The organism is Janthinobacterium sp. BJB304 (assembly GCF_002735765.1).
Taxonomy (GTDB): Bacteria; Pseudomonadota; Gammaproteobacteria; order Burkholderiales; family Burkholderiaceae_D; genus Janthinobacterium.
The window spans coordinates 159,214-179,797 of the sequence record NZ_PDZN01000006.1 but is presented as its reverse complement, the minus strand read 5'-3'; the positions used below and the strand labels follow the sequence as shown (position 1 = coordinate 179,797).

13 protein-coding genes and 1 pseudogene are annotated in these 20,584 nt (G+C 64.4%); 10 read left to right on the top strand and 4 right to left on the bottom strand.

The window, feature by feature from the left end; all coding sequences use genetic code 11:
* Nucleotides 1-58: 58 nt before the first annotated feature.
* On the bottom strand, nt 59-2,404 hold the full coding sequence (locus tag CSQ95_RS09435) for a penicillin-binding protein 1A (RefSeq protein ID WP_070221690.1): 2,346 nt from the start codon (nt 2,402-2,404) through the stop codon (nt 59-61).
* 301 nt (nt 2,405-2,705) lie between these two features.
* Here CSQ95_RS09435 and pilM point away from each other — a divergent pair, with 301 nt between their 5' ends.
* From pilM to CSQ95_RS09385, 10 genes and pseudogenes are all read left to right on the top strand, one after another.
* Nucleotides 2,706-3,338 carry a pilus assembly protein PilM gene (gene pilM, locus CSQ95_RS09430; RefSeq protein ID WP_162995526.1) on the top strand — a complete coding sequence of 211 codons (633 nt, stop codon included), beginning with the start codon at nt 2,706-2,708 and terminating at the stop codon, nt 3,336-3,338.
* Between the two features lie 5 nt (nt 3,339-3,343).
* The gene (locus CSQ95_RS09425; RefSeq protein ID WP_180279005.1) at nt 3,344-3,910 is read left to right on the top strand and encodes a PilN domain-containing protein; all 567 of its coding nucleotides are present in this window, start codon (nt 3,344-3,346) and stop codon (nt 3,908-3,910) included.
* Between the two features lie 150 nt (nt 3,911-4,060).
* Nucleotides 4,061-5,074, top strand: coding sequence for a pilus assembly protein PilP (locus CSQ95_RS09420; RefSeq protein ID WP_099409294.1), 1,014 nt, complete (start codon nt 4,061-4,063; stop codon nt 5,072-5,074).
* A 92-nt stretch (nt 5,075-5,166) separates the two neighbouring features.
* Nucleotides 5,167-6,492: pseudogene (locus CSQ95_RS09415) on the top strand (type IV pilus secretin PilQ); the annotation flags it as partial.
* A gap of 112 nt (nt 6,493-6,604) precedes the next feature.
* Nucleotides 6,605-8,782: an Ig-like domain-containing protein gene (locus tag CSQ95_RS09410; protein ID WP_257218000.1), complete on the top strand. Its 2,178-nt coding sequence runs from the start codon at nt 6,605-6,607 to the stop codon at nt 8,780-8,782.
* 39 nt (nt 8,783-8,821) lie between these two features.
* Nucleotides 8,822-10,441, top strand: coding sequence for a bifunctional shikimate kinase/3-dehydroquinate synthase AroKB (gene aroKB / locus CSQ95_RS09405; protein ID WP_070292465.1), 1,620 nt, complete (start codon nt 8,822-8,824; stop codon nt 10,439-10,441).
* 2 nt (nt 10,442-10,443) lie between these two features.
* Entirely contained in the window at nt 10,444-11,595 is a 1,152-nt protein-coding gene (locus tag CSQ95_RS09400) for a deoxyguanosinetriphosphate triphosphohydrolase (protein ID WP_099409291.1), read from the top strand.
* Between the two features lie 357 nt (nt 11,596-11,952).
* Complete coding sequence (dsrO, locus tag CSQ95_RS09395) at nt 11,953-12,663, top strand: sulfate reduction electron transfer complex DsrMKJOP subunit DsrO (RefSeq protein ID WP_070221683.1); 711 nt, start codon at nt 11,953-11,955, stop codon at nt 12,661-12,663.
* A 3-nt stretch (nt 12,664-12,666) separates the two neighbouring features.
* Nucleotides 12,667-13,779 carry an NrfD/PsrC family molybdoenzyme membrane anchor subunit gene (gene nrfD / locus CSQ95_RS09390; RefSeq protein WP_099409290.1) on the top strand — a complete coding sequence of 371 codons (1,113 nt, stop codon included), beginning with the start codon at nt 12,667-12,669 and terminating at the stop codon, nt 13,777-13,779.
* Nucleotides 13,780-13,789: 10 nt separating this feature from the next.
* Nucleotides 13,790-17,011, top strand: coding sequence for a molybdopterin dinucleotide binding domain-containing protein (locus tag CSQ95_RS09385; protein WP_099409289.1), 3,222 nt, complete (start codon nt 13,790-13,792; stop codon nt 17,009-17,011).
* Here the strand turns inward: CSQ95_RS09385 and CSQ95_RS09380 are convergent.
* Genes CSQ95_RS09380 through mutY form a run of 3 tightly spaced genes read right to left on the bottom strand, consistent with a single transcriptional unit; the run spans nt 17,008 to nt 20,584 of the window.
* Nucleotides 17,008-17,631, bottom strand: a complete 624-nt coding sequence (locus CSQ95_RS09380) for a response regulator transcription factor (RefSeq protein ID WP_099409288.1) — start codon at nt 17,629-17,631, stop codon at nt 17,008-17,010. The genes CSQ95_RS09385 and CSQ95_RS09380 overlap by 4 nt on opposite strands.
* Nucleotides 17,628-19,421: a sensor histidine kinase gene (locus CSQ95_RS09375; RefSeq protein ID WP_099409287.1), complete on the bottom strand. Its 1,794-nt coding sequence runs from the start codon at nt 19,419-19,421 to the stop codon at nt 17,628-17,630. Before CSQ95_RS09375 ends, CSQ95_RS09380 begins: the two co-directional genes overlap by 4 nt.
* Nucleotides 19,421-20,584 (bottom strand): A/G-specific adenine glycosylase, encoded by a 1,164-nt coding sequence (gene mutY, locus CSQ95_RS09370; protein WP_099409286.1) that lies wholly within the window; start codon nt 20,582-20,584, stop codon nt 19,421-19,423. The genes CSQ95_RS09375 and mutY overlap by 1 nt, the downstream gene beginning before the upstream one ends.

Sequence of the window (20,584 nt, the reverse complement as noted above, 5' to 3'; positions counted from 1 at the left end):
CCGGCGTGGTGTCGGGTGACGGCCTGCGGCCTAACCCGACCTACTCCATGCGCTGCCGTCAGAACAACTCGTTCTTCACGGCTTCTTTCGCTTTCTCTTCCTCCGGTGTGCCGCGCGCCGCGCCTTCCAGGCTGCCGACGCCCGTGCCCGGCGGATTTTCCGCATAGTAGTACTCATCGCCCACGCGGATCAGGCCTTCCGGCACGGCGCGCTCCTCGACGGGAATGCTTTTCAGGGCTTTCGCCATGTAGCTGATCCAGATCGGCAAGGCCAGGCCGCCGCCCGTTTCCCGGTTGCCCAGGTTGCGCGGCTGGTCGTAGCCGATCCAGGCGATGCCCACCAGCTTGGCCTGGTAGCCGGCGAACCACGCGTCGATGGAATCGTTGGTCGTGCCCGTCTTTCCGGCCAGGTCAGGGCGCTTCAGGGCCATGGCCTTGTTTGCCGTGCCGAAGCGTACGACGTCGTTGAGCATGCTATTCATCATGAAGGCATTGCGCTCGTCGATAACGCGGTTGGCTTCCTCGCCCGCCAGGTCCGGCTTGGCTTGCGACAGGACATTGCCGTCGCTATCGGTCACCTTGGCGATCAGATACGGGTTGATCTTGTAGCCGCCGTTGGCGAACACGGCGTAGGCACCCGCCATCTGCAGGGGCGTCACGTTGCCGGCGCCCAGTGCCAGGGTCAGGTAGGGCGGATTCTTGTCCGCGTCAAAGCCGAAGCGCGTCGCGTATTCCTGGCCATACTTGGCGCCGATCTTGTGCAGGATGCGGATGGAAATCATGTTCTTCGATTTCATCAAGCCCTTGCGCATGGTCATCGGGCCATCGTATTTGCTGTCGTAGTTCTTCGGTTCCCACGCCTGGCCGCCCGTCTGGCCCGCGTCGAACGAGATCGGCGCATCGTTGATGATGGTGGCCGGCGACAGGCCCCGTTCCAGCGAAGCGGAATAGATGAAGGGCTTGAACGCGGAACCGGGCTGGCGCCACGCCTGCGTGACGTGGTTGAACTTGTTGCGGTTGTAATCGAAGCCGCCCACCATGGCGCGGATGGCGCCGTCCGTGGTGCTGGCCGAGATGAACGCCGATTGCACTTCCGGCATCTGCGTCAAGACCCAGGCGTTGTTTTCCTGCATGACGCGGATCACGGCGCCGCGCTTGATGCGGCGGTTCGGCGCCGCTTTTTCCGACAGCCAGGCTGCACCGAAGGTCAGGCCAGGGCCGGTAATGGTGATTTCCTCGCCGGCCGAGGTGACAGCCTGCAACGATTTGGGCGAAGCTTGCAGCACCATGGCGGCGATGATGTCGTCGCTGTCCGGGTGGTCGGCCAGCTCCGTCTCGATCGCGTCATCGGCTTCGGCCTTGGTCTTCGGAATCTCGATATACGCTTCCGGGCCGCGGTAGCCGTGGCGTTTTTCGTAATCCATCACGCCCTTGCGCAAGGCGATGTAGGCGGCGTCCTGGTCGGCCTTGGTGATGGTGGTGTAGACGTTCAGGCCGCGCGTATAGGTGTCTTCCTTGAATTGCTCGTAGACCAGCTGGCGCGCCATTTCCGACACATATTCCGCGTGTACGCCGAAGGCGCTGCTGTCGGTTTTCACTTTCAGCTCTTCATTTTTCGCTTCTTCGTACTGCGCCGGCGTGATGTAGCCCAGTTGCGCCATGCGCTGCAGAATGTATTGCTGGCGCATGCGCGCGCGTTTCGGATTGACGACGGGATTGTAGGCCGACGGCGCTTTCGGCAAGCCGGCCAGCATGGCCGCTTCGGCCACGGTGAGATCCTGGATGTTCTTGCCGAAATAGATTTGCGCGGCCGAGGCGAAGCCGTAGGCGCGCTGTCCCAGATAAATCTGGTTCATATACACTTCGAGGATCTGGTCCTTGCTGAGGTTTTTCTCGATCTTCCATGCCAGCAAGACTTCATACGCCTTGCGTTTCAAGGTCTGTTCGCTGGACAGGAAGAAATTGCGCGCCACCTGCTGCGTGATGGTCGAGGCGCCTTGCTTGGCGCCGCCCGTCAGGTTGTGCAGGGCAGCGCGGGTGATGCCCAGGTAATCGACGCCGCCATGCTCATAGAAGCGGTCATCTTCGATGGCCAGCACGGCTTTCTTCATGACATCGGGAATATCCTTGATGTGCACCATGTTGCGCCGTTCTTCGCCGAACTCGCCGATCAGCACACTGTCGGACGTGAACACGCGCAGCGGCATCTTGGGCTTGTAATCGGTCAAGGTATCGAGCGCCGGCAGGTTCGGATAGGCCATGGCCAGGCCGAAGACCACCAGCAACACGCCGACGATGCCCAGGCCCAGCAGCGATGCCAGGGCCATCAGCAGGAAACGTTTGGGTTTGCTGCCCTTGGTGGGCGGCTTCGAGCCAGCGGGGCCAGCGGATTTTGAAGATGTCATGCGTCGTATGTCTTTCGGTTAATTATGCCGGCCAATTATAAGCGAGCTTGCCGGGGTGGCAGCGCGCCGTGGCGCTTGCCGGGGGGAGTGTTGAAACTTGCCGATACTCTATATAAGCGTGTATTGGCCCGCTGGCAACCAGGATTTGGTAACAATTATCCTGCGCCAGATCACGGCCCCGCCAGATAGGCGCCGCGCGCCGCAGACACCAGCGTGAAATCCGTTTACAAGCCAGCGCTGCCGGGACTAGGCTTGCGGATGGCAGAACCTCCTTCCACGCTGACGTTTCTCTATGAAAAACATGTCCATCAGCAGTCTTCTTGGCACCGGCTTGCTGGGCCTCGACATCGCGGACGACGCCGTGCGTGTGGTCGAGTTGATACGCCGGCGGGGAACACTGGCGTGCCGGCATTGCGGCAGCGCCGCGCTGGCGGCAGGAGTAATGCGTGAAGGCATGATCGAAGATCTGCAGGGCCTGGCTGCCGCCGTGCGCCTGGCATGCCGCGACAGTGGCAGCGGCTGCACGCGCGTGGCGCTGGCCATGCCGGCCACGGCCCTGATCACGCATGCGATCCGCCTGCCTGCCGGATTGCCGGAGGAACAACTGGAAATTCTCGTGGAACTGGAAGCGGGACAATACATGCCGTTTGCGCTGGAAGACGCCAACCTGGATTTTTTCATTCTCGGCCCTGCGCCACCGCTTGCCGGCCAGACCGGCAGCGAGATCGACGTGCTGCTGGTGGCGGCGCGGCGCGCCAGCGTGCAGCGCCGTCTCGATGCGGCCAAGGCGGCCGGCTTGACGCCCGTCATTATGGATAGCGAGGCGCTTGCCTTGCAGGCGGCGCTCGCGCAGGGCGGCTGGCAAGCCTTGCCCGGCGGCGGCCTGAACTATCAACTGGCCTGGGGCCTGGCCATGCACCGGTACGCCCGATGAAGGCCGTGGCGGAAGTGCCATGCATCAATCTTTTGCCGTATCGCCAGGCGGCACGCCGCAGGCGTATTCAGCGGCTGCTGTGGCAACTGGCCGGCGGGGCGCTGTTGGGATTGCTGACGGCCTTGGCGGCGGGCGCCTGGCTGCAGCACCAGCTCGACGTGCAGTTGCAACGCCAGGAGGGCTGGCGCCATGCCATGCAGCAAGTCAATACGGTCCTTGTCACAGGCAAGCGCGTGCAGGGCGAGACGGCGGCCCTGCTGCTGCGCCAACAGGCCATTGCTAGTCTGCAAGAGCAGCGCAATGCCTGGGTACGCATGCTGGCGGCCCTGGCCCAGGCGATGCCGTCAGGCGTCGCCCTGCACAGTGTGCGCCAGGAAACGGCGATGGTGCGCCTGCAAGGGCAGGCCGTTTCGCAGGAAAAGGTCGCGGCACTATTATTGGCGCTGGCGCAGGCCGCGCCCTGGTCCCGGCCGGAAGTGATGGAAGTGCGCGGCGCGGCCGATGGCGCCGTGGAATGGACGATACGGCTGGCTTTGGCACCCGCTGGACAATCTTGGAGCCTATCCCAGTAGGGAGCGTCTTTTGCAGGCAGCACATCAGGAGCGCGGACAAGGCGCGAGGAGGACGCGTGGCGAGCCACGCGACGACTCCCCGCTTCTGAGGGGCGCTTGCAAGAGATGTATTCATCTACTGGGATAGGCTCTTAGTCGTGGAGGTTGATCATGCTGAGCTTGAAAACCGCGTCACTGTGGCCGCTGCCGGCGCGCCTCGCTTGCGCTGCGCTGGCCGGCATGCTGGTGACTGCCCTGCTGCACGTCACGTGGCTCGATGGACTGATGGCTGCAGTGCGATTGGCGCACAGTGAGGAAGCCCGCTTGCGCGCCGATTATCTGGCGGCGCAGGCCAGGGCAAAGCAATTGCCGCAGTGGCGTGCAGAGCAGCGTCAGGCCGGCGCCGAGCTGGCCCTGCTGGAACAGCAACTGCCCGACCAGCAGGCGATGGCGGCGCTGTTGACGGACATTAATGCCGCCGGCCAGTCGCGCGGGCTGCAATTTTCACTGTTCAAGCCGGGCGCGGCGCGGCCGCAAGCGCCGTATGTCGCCTTGCCGATCACGATACAGTTGCGTGGCGGCTACCACGCCATGGGCGCGCTGCTGGCAGACCTGGCGCGCCTGCCGCGCATCGTCACGGTGCATGCGCTGGCCTTGACCCTTGGCAAGGATCGCTTGCTGACCCTGGATGCCGTGCTGCAGGCGTATCGTTTGCCCGAAGCGGGGGAGCTGGCGGCGCAAGCGGCATTGCCTTCACAGGGCAGTGCGCCGGCATGGCGCCCGCTTGCCGCTGTCGCGCCGCATCCTTACGAGGCGGCCGCCCTGGCCGATCCATTTAATGCCTTGCCGCCCGCGCCCGGACAGCGTGGGGGCGTGGCGGGACCCGATCCGCGCCGGGTGCGCGAGCCGCTGGAAAGCGTGGCCTTGCCTGCCATCACCATGGTCGGCAGCGTGCAACAGGACGGGCGCCTGAGCGCGCTGCTGCTGGCGGGCCAGCGCGTGTACCGGGTGGCCGTTGGCCAGTATCTGGGACAAGACCACGGTGTGGTGACGGGCATCAGTGAACAGGCCGTGCAGTACCGTGAATTGCTGCGCGAGGCGGATGGCCCCTGGCGCGAGCGGCGCGGCAGCCTGGCCTTGCAGGTGGCGGGGGCGAAGGCCAGCCTGCCCGAGGCGGCGCCATGAGGCCGCTCCGCATGCTCGTGGCCGCCATGCTGTGTCTGCATGCCGGTGTCCTTGCCCAGGAGGCGGTGGTGCAGGTGACGGCGCCGCGTCTGTATGCGGGCGATAAAATCTCCGTCGATTTCCAGAACGTGGGCGTGCGCGCGGCCTTGCACATCTTGGCCGATGCGTCCGGACAAAACATCATCGCCAGCGACAGCGTGGCGGGCAATGTAACCCTGCGCCTGCGCGACTTGCCGTGGGACCAGGCGCTCGACGTGCTGCTGCAGGCCAAGGGCCTGGACATGCGGCGCAATGGCAGCGTGCTGTGGATCGCGCCGCGTGAAGAAATCCTCGCGCGCGAAAAACTGGAGCTCGAAACGCGCGCGCAGATCGCGGAACTTGAACCCTTGCAATCAAACATCTTCCAGCTCAATTACCAGAAGGCTGAAGCGTTCCGCGCCGTGTTCGGCCTGGACGCGGGGGAAGGGCGCAGCCGGCTGCTGTCGCGCCGTGGCAGCGTGCTGATCGAGCCGCGCACGAATCAGCTGTTCGTCACCGACGTGCCGGCGCGCCTGGAACAGATCCGGCAACTGATCGACAAGACGGATATTCCAACCCGACAAGTCATGATCGAGGCGCGCATCGTCGAGGCGAACGACAGCTTCAGCCGCAACCTGGGGGCGCGCCTCGGTTTTACGGACCAGCGCCTGGCGGCGGGGCAGGTGCCCGGTTTTTCGCTGGGTGGCAGCGGACGCCGCGCGGCCATCGGCGGCACGTATCAGGGCGTGGGCGAGGCGACGGGGCAAACGGTGGCGGGCAGCGGCGCCTTCGTGCCGAACACGCAATTCGTCAACTTGCCGGCCGCCAGCATCAACGGCTTGCAGCCGGCCAGCTTCGCCCTGAGCCTGTTTTCGGCGGCCGCCAACCGCTTTCTGAACCTGGAGTTGTCCGCGCTGGAAGCGGACGGCAGGGGCAAGATCATTTCCAGCCCCCGCGTGGTGACGGCCGACAAGGTGCTGGCGCTGATCGAGCAGGGCATCGAACTGCCGTACCAGGTGGCCACCAGCAGCGGCGCCACGTCGATCACGTTTCGCAAGGCGAACCTGCGTCTGGAAGTGACGCCGCAAATCACGCCCGACGGCAACGTGGTGCTGGAAGTGGACGTCAACAAGGACAGTGTGGGCCAGGAAACCCGCTCCGGTTTCGCCATCGACACCAAGCACGTGCGCACCCAAGTGATGGTGGAAGACGGCGGAACCGTGGTGCTGGGCGGTATTTATCAGCAATCGGAACGGGGCACGGACAGCAAGGTGCCGCTGCTGGGCGACATCCCCGTGTTTGGTGTTTTTTTCCGCAGCACGGGCCGCAGTCAAGAAAAAACGGAACTGATGGTGTTTATTACGCCGAAAATAGTGGCAGATCGGCCAGCAACACGTTAATGTCACATCTTTACGTTTAAGTAACAATGCAAACGAAAGCGGACTGATGGCGACTATGCGGAATTTTTCTTTTGGCAATACTTCTTGGAGTAGGGTATCGAATTGGCTGGTCTTGCTGGCGCTGGGCTTCCTGCTGGCCGCCTGCGGCGGCGGCGGCGGTGATCCGACCCTGGGTACGCCTGGCGGCGCGAGCAGCGGCGTTGCCAGCATCTCGCTCGTGGCCAGCGCCACGACGATTGTTGCCTCGGGCGCCGACGGCACGGAAGTCACGCTGACGGCAATTGTGAAAAATGCAAGCAATAACGCCCTGAGTGGCCAGACGGTTGCCTTCACGGCCAGTTCGGGCACGATCAGCAACACGACGCGCGTCACGGATGCCAACGGCACCGTGGTTGAAAAGCTCAGCGTGAAAGGCGACGCGACCTTGCGCGATATCACGATCAGTGCCAGCAGCGGCGGTATCACGTCCGCTCCGGTCGTCGTCAAGGTAGTGCCGGTCACGTCCGGTATCGCGACTCTGTTGCTGACTTCTTCCAGTGGCACCCTGGCTTCGTCGGGCGGTACCGCGGTCAATGTCATCGCCTTTGTCAAGGACGCCAATAATGCGATAGTGCCTAATGCCAACGTCACCTTCAAAGCAGATTCGGGTGCGCTGGGCGCAACGGTGGTCAGTACCAATGCGCAAGGGCAGGCTATCGTCAGCCTCAACACGGGCGGCGACGCTAGCCTGCGCACGATCAAGGTCAGCGCCAGTGCCGGTGCGCAGACGGCCAATACCGAGATCAGTGTCACTGGCACGAAACTGGCCGCCAATGCATTTTCGTCGACCAACCTGAAAACGAATACCGACATGGTGGTCAAGCTGGTCGACTCCAGCGGCAATGCGCTGGTGGGCAAGCCGGTCACCTTCAGTGCGCAGATCAATCCGCTGACGGTCAAGGGCGGCGGCGCCAGCCCGGCATTGACGGACAATAATGGGCAGCTGGTCTTGAGTTACAACGCTCAATCCGGTACCAGCGATACGATCACCATCAAGGCCCAGGGCGACAGCCTTGCCATGCCCGTGGCGATCAATGCGGCCAATTTCACGATCAACGCAGTCACCGGTGCCAATGTAGCGCTGACAACACTGGCAACGCGAACCTGCTACGCGATCAGCGTACACAGCGATGTGGCCGGTACGCCGCAAACGGGCAATGTCCGTTTCAGCACTTCCCGCGGCGCAATTTACCAGGATGCCGGCTGCGCCACGCCGTTGCTGGCGCCGCTGCCGCTCGTTGGCGGCAATGCCATCGCCTACGTGCAGGCTGCCGGCGCGGGCCGCACGTCGCTGACTGCCAGGAACGAGGGCACGGGCGTGTCGGTGCAGGCCGACGTGGAATTCGTCGCTCCGCTCACGCCACAGGCAACCATCACCTTGCAGGCCGACCCTGCGGTGATCGGCGCCAATACGGCAGGCAGCACCTCCCAGCGCAGCTCCCTTCGCGCCGTCGTGCGTGATGGCACGGCGGAAAACAACCTCGTCAAGAATGCCCAGGTCGGCTTTACCATTCTGAGCGATGCCAGCGGTGGTTCCTTGAGCTCGCCGTCGGTGGTCAATACCGATAGCGACGGCATGGCCACGGTCAGCTATATTGCCGGCCAGGCCAGTACCGGCGTCGACGGCGTGATCGTCCAGGCGCAATTGCAGGGCGTATCGACGAGCAGCGCCACGGCCAAGCTGACGGTCACGAAGAAATCGCTGTTCATCAGCGCCGGCAGCGGAAACGTGCTCGATGGTACGGACAGCAGCACCTATCGCAAGACCTATACCGTGTTTGTGACGGACGCTGCGGGCAATCCCGTCCCTGACGTGATCATCACGGCTGCGGCCTGGCCCAAGTTTTATTACAAAGGCTATCTGCAGTATTCCGCGTCGGCAATCAGCTGGATCGTGGCGCAGCAAGTGGAATGCAAGAATGAGGACCAGAATCGTAACGGCATGCTCGACGCTAACGAAGATGAGAATAAAAACGGCTTCCTCGATCCTGGCATCCCGCTCAATCTGTCCACCGGAGGCAAGACCGACAGTAGCGGCACCACCACCGTGACGCTGACTTATCCGCGCGACAGGGCCAACTGGCTCAATGTCGAATTGACGATTCGTGGCAACAGTTCCGGGACGGAGGCAACTTATGTCGGTTACACTTTGCTTCCGGGACTGTTCTCGGACTTTAACCGCCAGGATGTGTCTCCGCCGGGCGTGAATAGTCCGTACGGGCAGGCGAATGTTTGTAGTGATTCAAAATAACTGTCGCAGCACATGCAAAATCTGTTTTTAGTAGGCCTCATGGGCGCAGGCAAAACCACGATCGGGCGCATCCTGGCCCGCAAGCTGGGCTTGCGCTTTGTCGATTCCGACCACGAAATCGAGGCACGCACGGGGGCGACCATCCCGTGGATCTTCGAGATCGAGGGAGAAGCGAGCTTTCGCCGGCGCGAGGCCGAGGTCATCCGCGACCTCAGCGCCCAGGAAGGGATCGTCATGGCCACGGGCGGCGGGGCCATCCTCAATGCAGACAGCCGCGCCTACCTGAAGGAACGGGGTACGGTCGTCTACCTGCGCGCCAGCGTCAGCAACATCCTCGCGCGCACCAGCCACGACAAGAACCGCCCCCTGCTGCAGACGGCCGACCCGCGCAAGAAGCTGGAAGAATTGACAGCGCAACGCGAACCCCATTACATGGAAGTGGCCGACATTGTGATCGACACGGGCCGTCCTAACGTACAATCGATGGTTCAGACCATCCTGATGCAGCTGGCCAGCCTCGAATGCGAGGCCTCGCCCAACTGCGTCATTCATGCAGAGCCTTCGATGAACGAGCAATCCAAAATGTTGTTGAGCGTAGACCTCGACGAACGCAGTTATCCGATCGCCATCGGTCCCGGCCTGCTGGCCGACGCCGATGCGCTGCTGCGCCATATCAGCGGCCACAAGGTGGCCATCGTCACCAATACCACCGTCGCGCCGCTGTACCTGGGCCGCCTGCAGGCAGCGCTGGCCAGCGATGGCCGCGAAGTGATCTGCATCGTCCTGCCGGACGGCGAAGAATATAAAAACTGGGCCAGCCTGATGCAGATATTCGACGCGCTGCTGGCCAATAAATGCGACCGCAAGACCACGCTGGTGGCGCTGGGCGGCGGCGTGATCGGCGACCTGACCGGCTATGCGGCCGCCAGCTACATGCGCGGCATCGGCTTCGTGCAGGTGCCGACCACCTTGCTGGCGCAGGTCGATTCTTCCGTCGGCGGCAAGACGGGCATCAACCACCCGCTGGGCAAGAACATGATCGGCGCCTTCTACCAGCCGCGCGCCGTGATCGCCGACACCTCGACACTGGAAACCCTGCCGGCGCGCGAGCTGTCGGCCGGCCTGGCCGAAGTGATCAAGCATGGCGCCATCATCGATGCCGCGTTTTTCGACTGGATCGAAGCGAACATGGACAAGCTGATGGCGCGCGACAAGGGTGCGCTCGCCTATGCGATCGCCCGCTCGTGCGAAATCAAGGCCGACGTCGTGCGTCAGGACGAGCGCGAAGGCGGCTTGCGCGCCATCCTGAACTTCGGCCACACCTTCGGCCACGCCATCGAGGCGGGCCTGGGCTACGGCCACTGGCTGCACGGCGAAGCCGTCGGCTGCGGCATGGTGATGGCGGCCGACCTGTCGTGCCGCATGGGCTATATCGACCAGGCGGCCGTCGAGCGCGTGCGCAAGCTCGTCGCCGCCGCCGGCCTGCCCGTCAAGGCGCCGGACCTCGGTGTCGAGCGCTGGCTGGAACTGATGGAAGTGGATAAGAAGAACGAGGGCGGCGCCATCAAGTTCATCCTGTTGAAACCCTTGGGCAGCCCGTGCATCACGTCCGCGCCGCACGAACTGGTGCTGGCCACCCTGGCCGCCGGGGTGCAATAGCCATGACGCCGGAAGACGTCCTCGCCCAAGGATGGCTAGCCCCCTATGCCGCCCATTCGGCACAGGGGCAGGGACGTCGCTTTGCCGAGGCGGCGCACGCCTCGCGCAGCCAGTTCCAGCGCGACCGCGACCGCATCATCCATTCCTCGGCCTTCCGCCGCCTTGAATACAAGACCCAGGTTTTCCTCAATCACGAGGGAGACCTGTTCCGCACGCGCCTGACGCACAGCCTGGAAGTGGCACAGGTGGGCCGCTCCATCGCGCGCAACCTGCGCCTGAACGAAGACCTGGTCGAAGCCATCGCGCTCGCGCATGACCTGGGCCACACGCCGTTCGGCCACGTGGGCCAGGACGTGCTCAACGAGTGCATGCGGGAGCACGGCGGCTTTGAGCACAACCTGCAAAGCCTGCGCGTGGTCGACACCCTGGAAGAGCATTACGGTGCCTTTGATGGCCTGAACCTGATGTTCGAGACGCGCGAAGGCATATTAAAACACTGCTCGCTCGCGCATGCGCGCGAGCTGGGGCCGGTGGCCCAGCGCTTCATCGACCGCACGCAACCGACCTTGGAAGCGCAGCTGACCAACCTGGCCGATGAAATCGCCTACAACAGCCACGATATCGACGACGGCCTGCGTTCGGGCCTGATCACCATCGCGCAGCTGGAAGAGGTGGAATTCTTCGGCCGCCTGTGGCGCGACGTGCAGCAGGCGTTTCCCGGCCTGTCGGGCCGGCGCGCCATCTACGAAACCCTGCGCCGCCTGATCACGGCCCTGGCCGACGATCTGATCGTCACGTCGACGGCCCTGATTGCGGACGCCGCTCCCCGCGACGTCAGCGAAGTGCGCGCCAGTCCACCGCTGATCCGTTTTTCGGACGCCATGCGTACGGACGCGACGGAGCTCAAGCGCTTCCTGCGCGCGAACCTGTACCGCCACTACCAGGTCAACCGCATGCGGGTCAAAGCGAGCCGCATCGTGCGGGAACTGTACGACAGCTTCATGGCCGAACCGGCCCTGCTGCCGCCCGATTATCAGGTCAGCGGCGATGATGTGACAAAGCAGGCGCGCAAGATCGCCGACTATATCGCCGGCATGACGGACCGCTACGCGATCCGCGAGCACCGCCGGCTGTATTCGCTCGACGAGCTGTAACGGTCACTGCGGGCACTGACCTGCCCGCGCGACGCTGCGTGTCGGGTTACGCCGTGCCGGCTAACCCGACCTACCGATGCAAACGGCCATGGGGAATCCGACGTAGGTCGGATTAGCGTAGCGTAATCCGACATGTCTGCGCTATACCACGACACTTCATGCCAACAATGTTGTCGGATTACGCGCTGGCGCGCCTCGGCGGCTCCGCTAATCCGACCTACTCCGCATTGTCGGTCCTGTCAATCGGCATGATCATCTAGGCCCCCGCACGATCACCCCAATATCCGTACGGCAACTTCTTTTCTATCATGGCAGCAAGTCAACAAGGGCTTGCCGCCCATCGTCAAGGAGAGTGTCATGATCGAATCGCGCCGCAGTTTCTTGCGCGCCTTGCCCGCCGTTACCATCGGGGCGGCCATCGCGCCGCTGCCAGGCAAGGCCGCCACCAGGGGCGAAGGCGGCCAGCGCTGGGCGATGGTGGTCGATGTGCAGAAATGCATCGGCTGCCAGGCGTGCACGGTCTCCTGCATCATGGAAAACGCCGTGCCGGAAAACAGCTTTCGCACCGTCGTCTCGACCTATGAAGTCAAGGAAGAGAACCGCTGCGGCACTTACATGCTGCCGCGCCTGTGCAATCACTGCGCCAATCCTCCCTGCATCCCCGTCTGTCCCGTGGGCGCCACCTTCCAGCGCAAGGATGGCGTCGTCGTCGTCGACGGCGACCGTTGCGTGGGCTGCGCCTACTGCGTGCAGGCCTGCCCCTACGATGCGCGCTTCATCAACCACGAGACGGGCAAGGCCGACAAGTGCACGTTCTGCGCGCACAGGGTCGATGAAGGCCTGCTGCCGGCCTGCGTGGAAACCTGCGTGGGCGGCGCGCGCATCTTCGGCGACCTGAATGATCCGGACAGCATGGTGCATCAGCTGCTCAGCGAGAACAAGGTGAAGGTGCTCAAGCCTGAACAGGGTACCCAGCCCCACGTGTTTTACCTGGGACTGGACACGCGCTTCGCCGGCCACGTCGAAGGCGAAGCGACACTTTGGCAACCGAGCAAACACGGGAAATAAACCATGGACAGCCACATCACCGAAATTCTCAACGTCACGCGCGAAGCGGCATGGCTGCCGTGGGCGGTGCAGTATTTTTTCCTCATCGGCCTCAGTTACGGCAGCTTCATGCTGACCTTGCCGTACTTCGTCTTCGGCCGCAAGGCGTATGAACGCCTGGGGCGCATCGCGCTGCTGGCGTCCCTCGTCTGCGGCATGACGGCGCCCGTGGCGCTGCTGGCCGACTTGCACGGGCCGGGCCGCTTCTACCATTTCTACATTTACTTCCAGCCGCAGTCGTGGATGTCGTGGGGTTCGTTCTTCATTCCCCTGTATCTGGGCTGTCTGATGCTGTACGCGTGGCTGGCGCTGCGCGGGGACTTCGCCACGCGGGGGAAGGGTCGGGACCGCCTGGCCTTTGCCTATCGGCTGCTGGGACGTGGAGGCGCCGCATCGCGCCAGGCCATCATCACCGCCGCCGCCTTCACCCTGCTCGCCGCCTTCGTGGTGGGGCTGTACACGGGCATGGAAGTAATGGTGGTGCGCGCCCGTCCACTGTGGTTCACGCCGTTCCTGCCGGCGCAATTTGCCGCCACGGCCTTTGTCGGGGCGGTGGGCCTGGCGCTGCTGTTCAACCGTTTCCTGCCGGGCCGCGACATGGCGCTGGAAGTGTCCTTGAACCGCGCGCTGGCCCTGTCGCTGGCGCTGGTGCTGGCATTGGGCGGCGGCTGGCTGTTCGTCAGCCTGTCCGGCGTAAGCGCCAGCCACAGCATGGCCTTTACCCAGGTGGCGGGCATGCCGCAATGGCAGTTCACGGCAGTCTGGGCCGTGCTGTCGTCGATCGTGCCGATGGCCCTGGCCATCTGGCGTCCCGCCACGAGTGGCCTGGTCAACGGCCTGATCGCGCTGCACAGCGCCTGGATGATGCGCTGGACGATTTTCATCGGCGGGCAGAACATCCCGAAGACGGGCGCGGGCCTGTACGACTACCACCTGCCGATGGGGAACGACGGCTTGATGGGGATTATCGGCACGGCCGGCCTGTGGATCGCGCTGCTGTTGCTGATGCTGGAATTTTTGCCATGGGCTGGACGCGTCGTCGCTGCACGCAGCCGTCCCGCCATGGCCACGCACTGAGGAGTCAACAATGAACGATCAAATACACAACGACGACCGCAACGACGTCCCTGAAGACGAAAAAGAAAAACGCCGCAAGCTGCTGCGCTACGGCGCCATCGGCGGCGGGCTGGCCGCCTTTGCCGCCAGCTTTTCCACCACGGCCGGCCGCATGGTCGACCACGCGCTGGGCAAGGACAAACCCGTACAGCGCTTGCACGGCAATTCGCTGGCGCCCGAGTTTTCCGTCGACACGGCCACGGGCAAACTGACGGTCAATCCCGACCAGCAGGTCAGCTACACCATGTGCATGGGCTGCACCACGTTTTGCGGCGTGCGCGTGCGCCTGGATAAAAAAAGCGGCAAGGTGCTGCGCGTGGCCGGCAATCCGTACAGCCCCCTGTCGGCCGATCCGGCGCTGCCGTACCAGACCCCGATACGCGACAGCTTCATTTCCCTGTCGCGTTTCGAGGAAAAGGGCTTGAAGGGACGTTCCACCGCTTGCGGCCGCGGCAACGGCGTGCTGGAACAGATGGAGTCGCCTTTCCGCGTGCTGGCGCCCATGAAGCGCGTGGGACCGCGCGGCGGCGGCCAGTGGGAGCCGATCGCCTTCGACCAGTTGGTCAAGGAAGTGACGGAAGGCGGCGACCTGTTTGGCGAAGGCCACGTGCAGGGCTTGCGCGCCTTGCGCGAGCTGGAAAAACCGATCGATCCGGCGCAGCCGGAACTGGGTCCGCAAGTCAATCAGGTGGGCCTGATGTGCAGCACCGACGATGGCCGCCTGGCGTTCGGCACGCGTTTTTTCAAGCAATCGTACGGCAGTCTGAACCTGGTCAACCACGGCTCGTATTGCGGCGGCGCCTACCGCAGCGGCTCGGGCGCCATGTTCGGCGACATGAAGAAAATGCCGCATGCGAAAGTGGACTTGGAAAACACGGAGTTCTGCATCTTCGTCGGCACGGCGCCCGGCAATGCGGGCAACCCGTTCAAGCGCCAGGGCACCTTGATCGCGAAAGCCCGTTCGGGCAAGCGCGACTTCAGCTACGTCGTCGTCGACCCCGTGCTGACGAATGCGGACAGCCTGGCCGCGGGCGACCGCAGCCGCTGGGTGCCGATCAAGCCGGGCACGGATGGCGCGCTGGCCATGGCGATGATCCGCTGGATCATCGAGCACGAACGCTATGACCGCAACTTCCTCGTGCAGCCGAACCTGAAGGTGGCGGAAGCGGCGGGCGAAGCCGCCTGGTGCAACGCCACGCATCTGATCATCAGCGAAAAAGGCCATCCGCGCGACGGCCGCTATCTGCGCGCGTCGGACATCGGCGCGGTGGAACTGGCGGAAGAGGAGCGCTACAAGGATGGCGACGCGTTCTGCGTGATCGACGCGGCCACGCAAGCGATCGTGCCGCACAATGCCGCCAAGGGCGAAGCGCGCCTGTTCTTCGACGGCCCGCTGGACGTGGCTGGCGCGCCGCTGCATCTGAAGACGGCCATGACGATGCTGAACGAAGAAGCGCAGCGCCACAGCATGGAGGACTATTCCAGCGCCTGCGGCATCCCGCTTGACATCATCGAAGGCCTGGCGCAGGAATTGACCAGCCATGGCAAGCGCGCCGCCGTCAATGCGCACGGCGGCATGATGTCGGGCGCCGGCTTTTATAACGCGTATGCGCTGGTCATGCTCAATACCCTGATCGGCAACTTGAACCGCAAGGGCGGCACCCTCGTCAACGGCGGCAGCTTCAAGGATGCGGGCCCCGGCCCGCGCTACAACCTCGAAAGTTTCGACGGCGAGATCAAGGCGGCCGGCATGCCGATCGGGCGCAACGTGCCGTATGAAAAAACCTCGGAATTCAAGCTGAAGAAGGAAGCGGGCAAGGCGTATCCGGCCAGGGCGCCGTGGTATCCGAACGCGCCCGCGCTGGCCACCGAATGGCTCACCAGCGCCATGAACGGCTATCCGTACACCTTGAAGGCGCTGATCCTGTGGAGCTGCAATCCCGTCTACGGCATCACGGGCTTGCGCGCGCAGATCGGCAAGGAGCTGGCCGATCCGAAGAAGATTCCCCTGATCGTCGCCATCGATCCCTTCATCAATGAAAGCTCGGCGTTTGCCGACTACCTGCTGCCCGATACCTTGCTGTATGAAAGCTGGGGCTGGGCCGGCGCCTGGGGCGGCATGCCCGTCAAAATGAGCACGGCGCGCTGGCCCGTGGTCGAACCGCGCGTGCAAAAGACGCCGGACGGCCAGAGCATCTGCATGGAATCGTTCTTCATCGCGCTGGCCAAAACGATGGCCTTGCCCGGCTTCGGCCCGGAAGCCCTGCAGGACATGGAGGGCCAGCGCTTCCCCCTGCAGCGCGCGGAAGACTGGTATCTGCGCGGCGGCGCCAACATCGCCTGGCAAGGCAAGACGGCCGTGCCTGAGGCGAGCGACGACGATATCGCGCTGTCCGGCGTGGCGCGCATCCGCCCCGAACTGGAGCGCACCCTGAAGCCGGAAGAATGGCGCAAGGTGGCCTTCATGCTGGCGCGGGGAGGGCGCTACCAGAGTTATGGCGAGATGTTCGGCCTGCGCCTGCCGCCGCCAGCGAATGCCAAGGCACCGGCGGCTGCCGCACCGGTCGTCGACGAGACGCCGTACCCGCAGGACTGGTCCACGCACCGCTACCTGAAACCGATGATGCTGTACAACGAAGGGCTGGGCGTGAGCAAGAATAGCCTGAGCGGCAAGCGTTTCCCCGGCACGCCCGCGTGGAGGGTGGCGGCGTTTGCCGACGGCACGCCCGTGCGCAAGGCTTATCCGGCCAGCGAATGGCCGTTTGAGTTGATCAGTTTTAAATCTGCGCTGCAGAACTCGTACAGCATCGGCGCGCGGCGCTTGCGCGGCATCCATCCGGACAACCCGGTCGCCGTGCATCCCGACGATGCGGCGCGCCTGAAGCTGGAAAATGGCGACCAGATTTATGTGGAGACGCCGGGCGGCAAGGCCAGGGCCACGGTGATGCTGCGCCACGGCGTGCAGCGCGGCGTGATCGCCGTCGAACACGGTTTCGGCCACAAGGAGCACGGCGCGCGGCCCCACCGCATCGGCAAGCTGCGCCAGCCTGATGAACCGGCCATCGGCGCGGGCATCAACCTGAACGACCTGGGATTGACGGACCCAAGCCGCGGCGACAAGAACGTGTTCGTCGATCCCGTCTCGGGCACGTCGGTGCGGCAAGGGCTTCCCGCCCGCATCGTGCGGGCCTAGATTTGCCCGCCCGCCATCAGCAGCCGGGCCACCTCGGCTGCTGAATGCAGGCCCAGTTTTTCCATCGTGTTATGGCGGTGCACCTGCACCGTCTTGTCGCTGATACCGAGTTCGCGGGCGATGACTTTCGAGGCCTTGCCTTCGGCCATGAGCAGCGCCACTTCGCGCTCGCGCGCGGTGAGCCTCGCCAGCGCCGTTTGCGCCGTATTCGCGCAGGCGGCGCTGCGGCTTTCTTCCACGCTGCGGGCCACGGCACGCGAGACGGCGTCCAGCAATACCTGGTCCTTGCACGGCTTTTCCAGAAAATCGCAGGCGCCCGCCTTCATCGTCTGCACGGCCATGGCCAGGTCGCCGTGGCCGCTGAGGAAAATCACGGGCAGCGATATGGCGTGTCCGGTCCTGTTATTCAACTCCTGCTGCAGTTCCAGTCCGCTCATCAGCGGCATGCGCACGTCGAGCAGCAGGCAGCCCGGCACATGGCCCTCGTAGCGCTGCAGGAAATCGCGCGCCGATTCGAACGTCTGCACTTGCCAGCCGGCCGAATCGAACAGATAGGCCAGCGAGCGGCGCATGGCGGCGTCGTCGTCGACGACAAAGATGATCGCATCGCTTTCATTCATGGTGTTTCCTTATCTGCTTCCATATGCGTATCTTCGGGCAGGCGGAACCAGACCGTCAAGCCTGGCGCATCGGCGTTGGCGTGGGCCGACAGGCTGCCGCCGAACGACTCGATGATGCTTTTGCTGAGGGACATGCCCAGTCCCAGGCCTTCGGCCTTGGTGGTAAAGAAGGGCTCGAACAGGCGCGCCATCTGCGCCGCATCGAGGCCGCAGCCGGCGTCGCGCACGGCCACCGTGCAGGCGCCGTTTTCGCGGTGCAGCAGCACGCCGATCGGGTGCTGCGGATGGTCGTTTTCCACCTGCGCGTCGAGCGCATTTTTCAGTAAATTGAGCAGCACCTGCTGCACCTGCTGCGGGTCGGCCAGCACGCGTGGTGCGGCGCTGACCGCCTCGTGACGCCAGCTGATGTTCGCTTGCGGATGGGCCGCGCGGAACAGCGATACCGCCTGCTCCACGGCGTCGGCCAGCGCGAAGGCCGTGCTGTGCGCGGGACGCTTTTGCGCCATCGCGCGGATGTGCCGGATGATGGCGCCTGCGCGCTCGCTTTGCGTGGCGATTTCCTGCGCGCCGTCGAGCAAGGGCGCCGCGTCGAGCCGTCCCGCCGCGATGCGGCGCGCCATGCCGCGCGCGAAATTGCCGATGGCCGCCAGCGGCTGATTCAATTCGTGCGCGATGGCGCTGGCCATTTCTCCCAGAATCGCCAGGCGCGCCGTGTGGTCGAGCGTGGCCTGGCGCTGGCGCGCCTGTTCTTCCAGCGCGCGCTGCTGGTGCTGGGCGGCGCGCAATTGCTCCGTGCGCCGGCTGACCAGGTATTCTACGCGCACCGTATGCACGGCCCAGGCCACCAGCAAGGCCAGCACCAGCAGCATCCAGCCCCAGTAGCGGCGCAGGGCCGTCTCGAACGTCAGCTTGTTCAAATAGGCATAGGGGCCGATGCGCAGGTCGCGGAACAGCTCATCGACGATCTGGTAATCGCTGGGGACCGTCCAGCTGTAGCCTTCGCCGGTGCGCGGCATGGCCAGCAGGGCCTGCGCCACTTTTTTCGCCAGCGGGGGCGGCGTCTGGCGCAGGGCCACGAAGGGCCAGTCCGGATACAGCCGCGACGAACTGGCGCAGCGAAAACCGGGAATCGGACGCGTGGTGATGACGCGCAATTCCTCGGCCCGTACTTCGCCGCGCGCCACCATCTGTTCGAGCAAACAGGTGCGCACGATGCCGGCATCCATGCGGCCAGCCCGCACGGCCTCGACGATCTGTTGCGAGGGAAAACCGCTGTAGCGCAGGCTGGAAAAATCGTGCGCGGGATCGATGCCCGCTTCCTGCAGTTCGCGCGCGGCGATCTGGTAGCCGCCAAACGCGTCGGGTGCCACCGCCATCACGTTCTTGCCCGCCAGGTCGGCCAGGTCGTGCAGCGGCGACGCGCTGCGCACGACGATGGCCGAGCCGATGGCCTGGCGCGGCGAGTCCGTCCACGGCGATTCCAGGGTGGCGATGCGGCTGGCGCCGTCGCTGTGTTCGAGCGCCACGTAGTGGCCGCTGCTGGTGATGGCAAAGGCGATGGCCTGCGACTGCACGGCGCGCGTCAGGCCCGCCTGGTCGTAGTCGGCCAATGTAAAACGGATGCCGGGGATGCTGGCCTGCAGGTGGCGCGTCACGTAAGACCAGTCCTGCTGCACGGCGTCGCCGCCCTTGTACGCGAGCACGCCAATTCTTACTTCTGGCAAGTCATCCGCCGCCTGTACGCCGTGCAGACACAGCGCCGTCAGCGCCAGTACGACTAGCCTGCGCACTAGAACATGCTGCGTTGCGCCGCGCGCGCATCGCCGAACAGGTCCAGCAGCAGTTTCTTGATCGGTGCGGGCAGCGGCGCGTCGGCGATTTTCGCACCGTCATACCAGACGTGCCTCGCTTCCCCTATCTGCGCCAAGCGGCGCGCCAGGGTGATGCGGCAGGGGACGATGTGCAGTTTGTAGTGGGTAAACACGTGCACGATGGGCAGCAGCCGTTCCTGGGTCTCGATCTCGCCGAACGGCGCCACGGCGCGCGCCAGCGCCTCCTGGCTTATCTCGCGCGGTGCGACTTCATCGGCCAGCACGTGGCCATCGAGTTCGGGCAGCGACAGCAAGCCGCCCCAGATGCCGGAGCCGGGGCGCTGCTCCAGCAGCACCTGACCGTCGTCGATGATGGCCAGCATGACGGCGTGTTTTTCGGGGCTGGTTTTCTTTGGTTTGCGTACCGGCAGATCCTTGGTGCGGCCGGTGGCGTAGGCCACGCAGCGCGGCTGCAGCGGGCAGCGGCCGCAATCGGGGCTGCTGCGCGTGCACAGGGTAGCGCCGAAGTCCATCAGGCCCTGCGTGTAGGCTTCGATACCTGTTTCAGGCAGCAGCGCCTCGGCGCGGCGCCACATGGCTTCCTCGACCCGTTTTTCGCCGGGATAGGCGTCGATGCCGAAGGTGCGCGCGAACACGCGCTTGACGTTGCCGTCCATGATGGCCGCGCGCGTGCCGCTGGAAAACGCGGAGATGGCGGCGGCCGTCGAGCGGCCGATGCCGGGCAGGTCGGCCAGTAGCAGCGGGTCGCTGGGGAAGACGCCGTCATATTCGGCCACCACGCGCTGCGCGCACTTGTGCAGGTTGCGCGCACGCGTGTAGTAACCGAGGCCGCTCCACTGCGCCATTACGTCTTCGACGGGCGCGCTAGCGAGGTCGCGCAGGGTGGGAAAGCGTTCGAGGAAGCGCGCGTAGTAGCCGAGCACGGCGGTGACCTGCGTTTGCTGCAGCATGATTTCGGACAGCCAGATCAGGTAGGCGTCGCGCGTGTTTTGCCAAGGCAGCGCGTGGCGGCCATGCTGCTTTTGCCAGGCGATGACGGTGGCGGAAAAAGTCGGGTCGACGTAATCTTCCAAAGGTGCCGCGCCCGTGGCGGGCGAGAGCGGATGCAGCAGACGTTTCAT

Excerpts from the sequence above, each read along its gene's own strand:
- CSQ95_RS09435 (WP_070221690.1), bottom strand. The coding sequence starts at position 2,404 with ATGACATCTTCAAAATCCGCTGGCCCCGCTGGCTCGAAGCCGCCCACC.
- pilM (WP_162995526.1), top strand. The coding sequence starts at position 2,706 with ATGTCCATCAGCAGTCTTCTTGGCACCGGCTTGCTGGGCCTCGACATC.
- CSQ95_RS09420 (WP_099409294.1), top strand. The coding sequence starts at position 4,061 with ATGCTGAGCTTGAAAACCGCGTCACTGTGGCCGCTGCCGGCGCGCCTC.
- aroKB (WP_070292465.1), top strand. The coding sequence starts at position 8,822 with ATGGGCGCAGGCAAAACCACGATCGGGCGCATCCTGGCCCGCAAGCTG.
- CSQ95_RS09400 (WP_099409291.1), top strand. The coding sequence starts at position 10,444 with ATGACGCCGGAAGACGTCCTCGCCCAAGGATGGCTAGCCCCCTATGCC.
- dsrO (WP_070221683.1), top strand. The coding sequence starts at position 11,953 with ATGATCGAATCGCGCCGCAGTTTCTTGCGCGCCTTGCCCGCCGTTACC.
- nrfD (WP_099409290.1), top strand. The coding sequence starts at position 12,667 with ATGGACAGCCACATCACCGAAATTCTCAACGTCACGCGCGAAGCGGCA.
- CSQ95_RS09385 (WP_099409289.1), top strand. The coding sequence starts at position 13,790 with ATGAACGATCAAATACACAACGACGACCGCAACGACGTCCCTGAAGAC.
- CSQ95_RS09380 (WP_099409288.1), bottom strand. The coding sequence starts at position 17,631 with ATGAATGAAAGCGATGCGATCATCTTTGTCGTCGACGACGACGCCGCC.
- mutY (WP_099409286.1), bottom strand. The coding sequence starts at position 20,584 with ATGAAACGTCTGCTGCATCCGCTCTCGCCCGCCACGGGCGCGGCACCT.